At 44.5% G+C, this 1330-nt stretch carries 3 protein-coding genes; 2 read left to right on the top strand and 1 reads right to left on the bottom strand.

From position 1 onward, the window contains the following. Both A3738_RS30660 and A3738_RS05840 read left to right on the top strand, forming a co-directional pair. Positions 1–226: hypothetical protein (locus A3738_RS30660; protein WP_197473637.1), on the top strand; the 226-nt coding region annotated here is incomplete at its 5' end. A 67-nt stretch (positions 227–293) separates the two neighbouring features. Continuing rightward, positions 294–773: a DM13 domain-containing protein gene (locus A3738_RS05840; protein ID WP_068477123.1), complete on the top strand. Its 480-nt coding sequence runs from the start codon at positions 294–296 to the stop codon at positions 771–773. 4 nt (positions 774–777) lie between these two features. On the opposite strand, the gene A3738_RS05835 is transcribed toward A3738_RS05840, so the two are convergent. After that, entirely contained in the window at positions 778–1119 is a 342-nt protein-coding gene (locus tag A3738_RS05835; RefSeq protein ID WP_369819776.1) for an ArsR/SmtB family transcription factor, read from the bottom strand. Between the last annotated feature and the right edge of the window lie 211 nt (positions 1120–1330).

The raw sequence follows: 1330 nt of genomic DNA, 5'->3' as shown, positions 1-1330 counted from the left end.
ACTACCTTGGATTGGCACGGGACGCTTTATCTTTAGTCATAATTACAGCGATGAGGAATTCGAAACCGTCATCAAACGCATGGTTGCGGCAGGAATCGCCATGCAACATGCCGGTTGGTGGTGGCAAGCGCCGGCACTCACTAATAAATCAATCAAGCGTGATGTATTAAGAGAGCTAGTGAAAACCAAGCTGAGCGCTAAATCTAAATTGGCGAACTTAAGCTAGAATAAAAGTCTGAAGATTTAGGGTCTATATCGTCTAGACGATTCTCAATGATTTATTCGGACCAACTATGAAAAAAGCACTCATCCCCATTTTGCTCGTCACCCACATCATTGTTGGTGGCGTTGGCTTCGGCTTAGGCATTTATTTCTTGCCAATTTTAACTGCCCCACCGGCTCCCTCAGAGGCAGAACTTGTTGAGTCGAGCAAATCGGCTAGCTACACCGCTACCTTTGTACGCGAACTAAAAGGCAGTGATCGTTTTCACTGGGGGGATGGCGACGTTTCACTGTCTCCTACAACCATCACTTTTCAAGGAGAGCTGGCCCCCGGCCCCGACTACAAGCTTTATCTAACGAAAGAATTTGTTGAAACCGAAGCCGAATTTGAGGCGATTAAAGACAACTCTCCTCAACTAGCAGACATCAAAACCTTTGACGGATTCATCGCGGATATTCCTAGTGGTGTAGTACTTGAGGACTACACCACAGTTTTGGTGTGGTGCGAGAGCTTTGGGGAATTTATTACCGCTGCAAAATATCGCGAGTAGCCACTTAGCCCTGACAACATTCCTCTTGTAAGAAGGTAATCAAGCCATCCAACTCCGCATACTGGGCGACACAATATAGCGTTCGCCCTTCTCTTCGCTGAACGATCAAGCCAGCAGAGGCCAAACCGCTGATGTGATGCGTTAGCGTTGACCCAGGAACATCTAGCTCATCTTTTAGTACACCAACCGGAACACCAGCCTCTCCGCCCTTCACTAATCGTTTATATATCGCCAAGCGAATTGGGTGCCCTAGTTCTTTTAGTGCCTTTGCAGCTTTATCTAAGTCCATACTGTATTCAACCAAACAAAATAATATTTCGATATTACCAGAAATATCTTGACGCACTCAAATTACACCATTATATTTCGATTATTCTAGAAATATAGATTGACTGGAGAAGTATTATGACCTTTACACTAGATATGCTGCGAGAAAGCTTAGGCATGTTTGCTTTTCTCGCTGTTGAGCTCACTGTTTTATTCTTGCTGATTAGTTATGGCGTTGGTGTTTTACAAGAACGTATTCCACCTCAGAAGATTCAAGCCATTCTTAGTAG

It is taken from the genome of Oleiphilus sp. HI0066 (genome assembly GCF_001635725.1).
The sequence above is the reverse complement of the archived record's forward strand: the minus strand, read 5'-3'. Positions and strand labels throughout refer to the sequence as shown.